The sequence below is a fragment of the uncultured Acetobacterium sp. genome (assembly GCF_927416815.1).
In the GTDB taxonomy this organism is placed as follows: Bacteria; Bacillota; Clostridia; order Eubacteriales; family Eubacteriaceae; genus Acetobacterium.
Map to the genome: position 1 here is coordinate 62,678 of NZ_CAKMJU010000005.1, position 7,594 is coordinate 70,271.

General features: G+C 45.1%; 6 protein-coding genes. 2 read left to right on the forward strand and 4 right to left on the reverse strand.

The annotated features are described in order from the left end of the window. Positions 1-167: 167 nt before the first annotated feature. From QZ998_RS00825 to QZ998_RS00835, 3 genes are read right to left on the reverse strand one after another with little or no spacing between them, the layout of a single operon-like run. Positions 168-2,990, reverse strand: coding sequence for a response regulator (locus QZ998_RS00825; RefSeq protein WP_296557246.1), 2,823 nt, complete (start codon positions 2,988-2,990; stop codon positions 168-170). 5 nt (positions 2,991-2,995) lie between these two features. Beyond that, positions 2,996-3,778, reverse strand: a complete 783-nt coding sequence (locus QZ998_RS00830) for a PAS domain-containing protein (RefSeq protein ID WP_296557248.1) — start codon at positions 3,776-3,778, stop codon at positions 2,996-2,998. Between the two features lie 34 nt (positions 3,779-3,812). Beyond that, on the reverse strand, positions 3,813-4,934 hold the full coding sequence (locus tag QZ998_RS00835; protein WP_296557250.1) for an HD domain-containing phosphohydrolase: 1,122 nt from the start codon (positions 4,932-4,934) through the stop codon (positions 3,813-3,815). A gap of 358 nt (positions 4,935-5,292) precedes the next feature. Between QZ998_RS00835 and pdxS the strand changes: the two genes are divergently transcribed. After that, positions 5,293-6,165, forward strand: a complete 873-nt coding sequence (gene pdxS, locus QZ998_RS00840; protein WP_296557251.1) for a pyridoxal 5'-phosphate synthase lyase subunit PdxS — start codon at positions 5,293-5,295, stop codon at positions 6,163-6,165. Positions 6,166-6,176: 11 nt separating this feature from the next. Then, positions 6,177-6,773, forward strand: a complete 597-nt coding sequence (gene pdxT, locus QZ998_RS00845; RefSeq protein ID WP_296557253.1) for a pyridoxal 5'-phosphate synthase glutaminase subunit PdxT — start codon at positions 6,177-6,179, stop codon at positions 6,771-6,773. Between the two features lie 82 nt (positions 6,774-6,855). Here pdxT and QZ998_RS00850 read toward each other — a convergent pair. Then, the coding region (locus tag QZ998_RS00850) for a DMT family transporter (RefSeq protein WP_296557255.1) at positions 6,856-7,594 on the reverse strand (739 nt) is incomplete at its 5' end.

A 7,594-nucleotide genomic window follows, 5' to 3' on the forward strand; every position in this document is an offset into this window, starting at 1 on the left:
CTCGAATTGTACTATAAAAGATTGTGGAAATCAAGAAATATTTGCAAGTTTAACCGCTTTTTAACAGAATCCTTGAACCCTTTAAAGGCTTTTTAGAAATCTCCCAACCTGCTTAAAGAAATTGATCTCAGTGTTTTCAATGCATCCCGGTAATCAAATTGATGGATCTATCTTTCTAAATCAACACCTGCCTCTGCCAGCGTCAATAAAAGCAAGTCTTTATGCTCTTCAAATAGATCATAGGCTTCGGTATCATTTTTCTCAAGCAACTTAATCAGCCGGTTAAGGATCATATCGATTTGAACCCTGTCTGCTTCGTCATGATGTTGATTTTTAGAAGAAAGTCTTTCTTTTGGCAGGACATTAGCAAAACCGCTTATTTCTTCAATAAAATTATTCAACCGTTCTTCAAGCAGATCTTTTTCCGTCCTGTTTCTAACAGCCTGCTCCAGTTCTGCTGCCTGTTCCTGTATTTTCATGGCTCCTAGATTTCCTGCCACACCCTTGATCGAATGGATTTTTTGAATCATGTGCTGGTAATCCTTTTCTGTCGCCTGTTTTAAAATGCCACTTGCATCGACTTGGCATTTTCGGCCAAACTGCTGAATCAACCTCAAATATTGCGAGATATCACCGCCAAGAATTCTTAGCCCACTCTCCACATTCAAGCCATCCACCTGCCGCAGAAATTTTAGCCGGTTCCGTTCTTCCGGCGTTGCCGCCAAGTGTTTTCGCCGGTCTATTGCCGAATCTCCTTGGAGCATCACTTTCTTTTCTGGTTGACTTTTCCTAACCGGTAGCCACTTGATTAAGCATCTGTATAGCATCTCCGGTTCAACTGGTTTGACCAGATGATCATTCATCCCTGCCGCAATGCATTTGCGGCGGTCTTCTTCAAAGGCATTCGCGGTCATCGCCAAAATTGGCACCGCTTCCCAACCCGGTAAGCTTCTGATAAATACAGTTGCCTCGAGCCCATCCATAACCGGCATCTGGACATCCATTAGGATCAAATCAAAATTGTCCTGCGTAATTTTTTGGATCGCTTCCTGGCCATTCCCGGCCATTTGAAGCTTAAATTCAAAGGGTTCCAGTAGCTGCCCAACGATTTCCTGATTAATCTGATTGTCCTCAACAATCAGTATCCTTATCTGCTGATACGATTTCAAACGCTCCTCCAGCTGTTTTATAGAAGAAGGCCTTTTTGATTCCATCTCATTTTCCAGCAACTCCATTAAGGCATCATTCAGGGTTGATGGTGTCATCGGTTTAACTAAAATCCGGCTGATCCCAGCACGCTGAGCTTCTTCATAGGATATTTGATTGCCATATCCGGTGATCAGATAGAGCGTTGGTTTGATTTTCAGTTCCAGCGCTTGCAGCATCAGCGCTGTGTCAATGCCATCCAAACCCGGCATTTTCAAATCGATAAAGACCAATCGATAGGGGTTCATCAGCTGATCAGCTTTGACCACTGCTGCCAGTCCTTCCTTTCCCGAGCTGACCGCCTCACACGGGATTCCAAAATCAGCCAGCATACTGATCATCAGCTCCCGGGCTTCTAGCATATCGTCAATCACTAAAACCCGTACTTCCTTAGAGGACTTAATATTGATTCTATTTTTAGGAAGAGCTGTTGATATTTCAAAGGGCAGCTCAAACCTGAACCGACTGCCCTTGCCTGGCTCACTTTCAACCCCGATATCGCCACCTAAAAACTTGGCCAGACGATAGCTGATCGCCAGCCCCAGACCGGTACCGCCATAAAGACGGGTCATCGATTCGTCGGCCTGAACAAAATCCTGGAACAGGTTTTTTATCTGCTCTTTTGACATACCGATCCCGGTATCACTAACTACAAATCGTAGTCGGATTTGTTTTTGATCCTGCTTAATGACCCGGGCAATGATCTTAATCCGTCCTGTTTGGGTAAACTTGACTGAATTACTCATTAAATTAAGCAAAATCTGACCAAAACGAACCGAATCTCCCCGCAAAACCGTTGGAATATGATCAATATCCACCAGTAAATCGAGATTTTTTTTGGCTGCTTCAGCGCCGATAATATTGCATACCCTGTCGATTTCCCGGGCAGGCTCAAAATCATGGCGATCGATCTGCATTTTTCCGGCTTCAATTTTTGAGAGATCCAGCACATCGTTAATGATCTGCAACAAGTGATGGGCTGCCTCAGTCAATTTATCAATCTGTCCCTCCTGGCGCATGGTTAGCGGATCGCGCTTAATCAGATGGGCAAGACCAATAATTGCATTCATCGGCGTTCGGATTTCATGGCTCATATTTGACAAAAAGGAGCTTTTGGCCTGACTGGCTGCTTCAGCCTCAAGCTTGGCCATCTCCAATTCGGTGGTTCTAGACAAAACCATTTCCTCAAGATGCTTTTGATAGCTCTCCAGCTCTTCTAGATATTTCATCTTCTCGGTCACATCGGCAATGGTTCCCCAACTAGCGATCGGATTGCCCTTCAGATCAAACTCAAACTCCGATCGTTCTTCCACCCAGCGTACTTCACCTCCTGAAAAAATCCGATGCAACACGGTAAAGGGCTGCCCTTGAACCGATTTTTCCAACCATTTTTCGATGATTTTTTGACGGTCATCTGGGTAGACCATATCCAAATACGTTTCGAAAGTTTGTGGTTCTCCTATTGCTACCCCAAAGATACGATAGGTTTCATCGGACCAGGTCAATTTATTCGCTTTAATATCGAAATGCCAATGCCCCGTTTTTGAAACCTCCTGTGCCCGATTTAAGTACGCTTCGTTTTGTCGCAAGGCCTGGGTCATCGCTATGCGTTCCTGATTTAAGAAGGCCGTCCCGATTTGATCGGCAATATGACAGCCAAAGGCAATCTCATCACTTCCCCACTGATGGTTTTGGTTTACATACATAAAGCCGATCGAACCAATTGCCTTGCCATTGCACAAGATACTACAAACCAGCAGGGTAGTTCCGCCCAAGGGTTGCATATAGTTTAGCCAATAATCTTTTCCTGTAGCTCAACCGACTTTTCGTTTATAATCATATACCTGTTTTTAATCAGATACTCAAAGGTCAGTGGTTGATCGGCTCTGTTCATGACCATTTTTTTGGTGTGGGTCTGCTCCTTTTTTACATAAAGATCCAAACATTCCATCATGGTCATTTCATGACCATATAACCAGATAGAAACCCGGTCTATGCCCAATCGATTAGCTAAGAGTTCCGTTATTTCTTCAGCAAGCCGTTCAATATCACCATTGATTCCAGACTCCATTTGGCTGATTTCCCTGATCAGTTCGGTATGCAGAACCAGTTGATCGACAATGAATTTTTGCTCAATTTCACGTGCTTCAAAACGTTCTTCTAACAATTTCCGGGCATTTTTGAGACCCTCTTCCATCTGGTAGCGTTGAGTAATATCGCGGATTACCGCAACATAATTTGCGCTTTCGGGCAACCAGCTCAAACGACATTCAAAATGATGATTGCCATCGGGATAGGATAAATCATACTCGAAGGTTTGCATTTGACCGTTTCTTATCGCCCTTGCCATCGCATCAGTAAACAAATTGTTGATGTCTGGCGGCAATACCGTATCAATTTTTTTATGCAGAAAAACTTCTGGCGGAATGTATAGATCTGATGTTATTTTTGCCCGGTATTCGAGAATAATTCCCTGCGCATCCGTTAAGAATAACAGATCCGGCACCATTTCAAAAAAAGCCTCTAATAATTTATTCTGTTTTTCCGATCCTGACTTAATCTGATCTGACATCGGTCACACAACCCTTCTTTCTCTGGTGCCTTGATCAGTCCGCTGTCTGATCCTGCATCATGACCTGTCTGAAGGCCTCAATCTCTGTTTCAAATGCTTCCACCACATCAGGATCAAATTGCAAGCCTTTTTGTTCTAAAATATAATCCACCACCGCCTCAATACGCCAAGCTTTTTTGTAAGGTCGAACGGTGGTAAGGGCATCAAACACATCAGCCAGCGCCATGATTCTCGCCGAGATAGGGATTTCATCGCCGTATAGCTCTTCCGGATAGCCATTCCCATCCCAGCGTTCATGATGATAATTCATGATTTTCTCAGCTTCTTCAAGAAAGTACAGGGCGGTAATTTCGCCCTGTCCCTTATCTGTTTTGTTAACCGACAAGGTTTTATTAATCGCTAGACGAATGGCATTACCACCAATTTTACAATGGGTTTTCATCACTTCAAATTCTTCTGCATCGAGCTTTCCCGGCTTTAATAAGATCGCATCAGGAATCCCGATTTTTCCGATATCATGAAGTGGGGCAGCTTTTGAAATACGTTCAATCACATCATCCCTAAGTTGCTCCTGGTACTTTTGATTTTTTTGCATCCGCTCTGCGATGATCCGCACATAGTTCTGGGTTCGCATAACATGATTGGCGGTATCACTGTCGCGGGTTTCAACCAATTCGGCAAAAACATTCAGAGTTGTATCTTGAATCATCTGATTCTCAACCATTCGTCGTTTGACCTCAGCTTCTAACCATTCATTCTGATTTTTAAGTCGATCTCTAGCCTGTTTCAGTTCCAGATGAGCATTGACCCGTGCCAAGACAATCCCTGGCCGAAAAGGTTTAATAATATAGTCAACCGCTCCCAAACGAAAGCCCTTTTCTTCATCAATCAGACTATCCAGCGCCGAAATATAAATCACTGGTATTCCCAAATTATTGGGGTCTTTCCGTAATTCCGATAAGGTGTCATAGCCATCCATTCCCGGCATCATAATATCCATCAAGATCAGATCCGGCTTGACTCCCTCATCAACCGCCTGTAGCAGCTCCACTCCAGACTTATAGGCCCGAATGAGAAAAGAGGGACTCAGTAATTTTTTTAAGATCATCAAATTGATGGGTTCATCATCGACAATTGAGATTTCATGCTTTTTCATGTTTCCCTCTCCCTATACCTTAAAATTAAATAACGAGTTATCGTTAGTTCTTACCCCTCTTTGCGCGAATAAAACATCGTTTTCCATCAATATAAACAGCTGCGACAGATAATTTTTTAAGTTATTTAAAAACCATTCCCGCAGATTGATTATCTGACTACAGCAGCATCCATCATCCTTCTTGCTACCGTATTTGTGCAAATAAACATTCATATCATTTCAATATCTTCACCATTCTGATGCTATCATTTTTCCATTTTTTGATGCTTTTAATGATATCAAGACTATATTACAATGGAGTCAGTAATTTACTTTACTGAAAAACTATACTAAAAAACTAAACTGAGGAGCTACTCAAATGAATAATCGTTATGAATTAAACAAGAACCTGGCCCAGATGTTAAAAGGCGGGGTGATTATGGATGTTACCACGGCCGAACAGGCCCGCATTGCCCAGGAAGCCGGTGCCTGCGCGGTGATGGCACTAGAACGGATTCCGGCTGATATCCGGTCGGCCGGTGGAGTATCGCGGATGAGTGATCCGAGAATGATTAAAAGTATTCAGGCCGCCGTTTCGATTCCGGTCATGGCCAAGGTGCGGATCGGTCATTTTGCCGAAGCCCAGATCCTCGAAGCAATCGAAATTGATTATATCGATGAAAGCGAGGTGCTTTCGCCAGCTGACGATACTTATCACATCGATAAAACCGCTTTTTCGGTACCCTTTGTCTGCGGCGCCAAAGATTTAGGGGAAGCGCTTAGACGGATTAGCGAAGGCGCCTCGATGATTCGCACCAAGGGTGAGCCGGGTACCGGCGATGTGGTTCAGGCCGTTCGCCATATGCGACTGATCAACCAGCAGATCCGGATGATTCAAAACACCAGAGCCGATGAGCTCTTCCAGCTAGCTAAGGATCTGCAGGTTCCCTATGACTTGGTTCAGCTGGTCAATGAAACCGGCAAGCTACCGGTGGTCAACTTTGCTGCTGGCGGAATCGCTACCCCGGCTGATGCCGCCCTGATGATGCAATTGGGGGCTGAAGGGGTCTTTGTCGGCTCTGGTATCTTCAAATCTGGCAATCCCGCCAAACGGGCGCAAGCGATTGTCAAAGCGGTGACCAATTACAATGACGCCAAACTGCTAGCTGAACTCTCAGAAGATTTAGGGGAAGCCATGGTCGGCATCAACGAGCAGGAAATTGAACTACTGATGGCCCAACGCGGCGTCTAAAGGGGGCATCGATGAAGCAAACAATTGGCGTGCTGGCTGTTCAGGGTGCCTTTGAGGAACATATCAAAACGCTTAAGAAATTGGATGTCGATTGCATCGAAATCAGAAAACCCTCAGATCTGACCAACCATTCGCTGGATGGCCTGGTGCTGCCCGGGGGTGAAAGCACCGTTATCGGCAAGCTGTTGCGGGAGCTGGAGCTCTTTGAGCCAATCAAAAAAATGATTATCGAAGGTCTTCCCGTGCTGGGCACCTGCGCCGGATTGATCCTGCTGGCGAGCAAAATTACTGAGGATCAAACCATTCATTTTGGTACGATGAATATGGTCGCCCGCAGAAACGCCTATGGCCGCCAGCTTGGCAGCTTTGTGACCGAGGCTGAATTTGACGCTTGCGGAAAAATCCCGATGGTTTTTATTCGGGCACCCTATATCGAAAGGGTTGGCAGTGATGTAAAAATTCTGGCTCGGGTTAACGGTCATATTGTGGCCGCCCGCCAGAAGAACATGGTGGTAACATCTTTTCACCCGGAGTTGACCAAAGAGCTCACTGTTCATGAATACTTCATGAGTCTGGTCGATCAAAAAAAACAAACCGGTGTCGCTTGATGGCGAGACCGGTTTGTTGTTTTGATGAAATAATCTTTTGCATAAGTGCTAGTAGCGACTGTCATCTTCTGACAAGAGCATTTTAATGGATATGCCGATGGTGAACGTCCGGCAGATGGCAGTGACTGTGAACCGTGTTTTTGTGGGTGTGCTCATGGCAATGTTCACCACAAATCGGCGGATGATCCTGATGAAGATGATGCGCATCATCATGGTTATGGCTGTGATCATGGCACTCTTCGTGGTGGGTATGGGCGTGTTCATGATCCTCGGATAAGGCCAGCCAGGTTCCTATAATCATGATCCCCAACGCCGCTAAAAATGAAAAGGTGATCGATTCCTTGAGAACCAACCAGGAAATAAGCACCCCCATAAAGGGAGCCGCTGCATAGTAGGCACTGGTTCGTGCGGCTCCCAGTCCCCGCTGGGCTTTGACATAGAAAAAAATACTTAAACCATAGGCGACAAAACCTAAGCATAGCGCCAAAATGATATAAAACAGCGAAGCCGACAGGTCGCCCCAGATAGCGGCAATCAGTAAGGCTCCCAGTCCTGACCCGAAGCCCTTTAAGATAACCACCTGAACCGGATCTTTAATCGATAGATTTCGGGTGCAATTGTTCTCAAAGCCCCAGCAGACACAAGAAAGCATCACAAAAACGGCGCCAAGCGATAAATTAAGCGCTATCGCATCGGTGATCGTCAGCAAGATACTGGCCAGCGAAATAAAGGCAATCGCAATCCACATCCGTCTGCCAATCGCTTCTTTAAAAAAAATCATCGCAATCACTGCGGTTGCCGCAATCTCAAAATTACCTAGC

Bases quoted from the DNA above. Each gene is read 5' to 3' on its own strand.
- QZ998_RS00825 (WP_296557246.1), bottom strand. From the start codon at position 2,990: ATGCAACCCTTGGGCGGAACTACCCTGCTGGTTTGTAGTATCTTGTGC.
- QZ998_RS00830 (WP_296557248.1), bottom strand. From the start codon at position 3,778: ATGTCAGATCAGATTAAGTCAGGATCGGAAAAACAGAATAAATTATTA.
- QZ998_RS00835 (WP_296557250.1), bottom strand. From the start codon at position 4,934: ATGAAAAAGCATGAAATCTCAATTGTCGATGATGAACCCATCAATTTG.
- pdxS (WP_296557251.1), top strand. From the start codon at position 5,293: ATGAATAATCGTTATGAATTAAACAAGAACCTGGCCCAGATGTTAAAA.
- pdxT (WP_296557253.1), top strand. From the start codon at position 6,177: ATGAAGCAAACAATTGGCGTGCTGGCTGTTCAGGGTGCCTTTGAGGAA.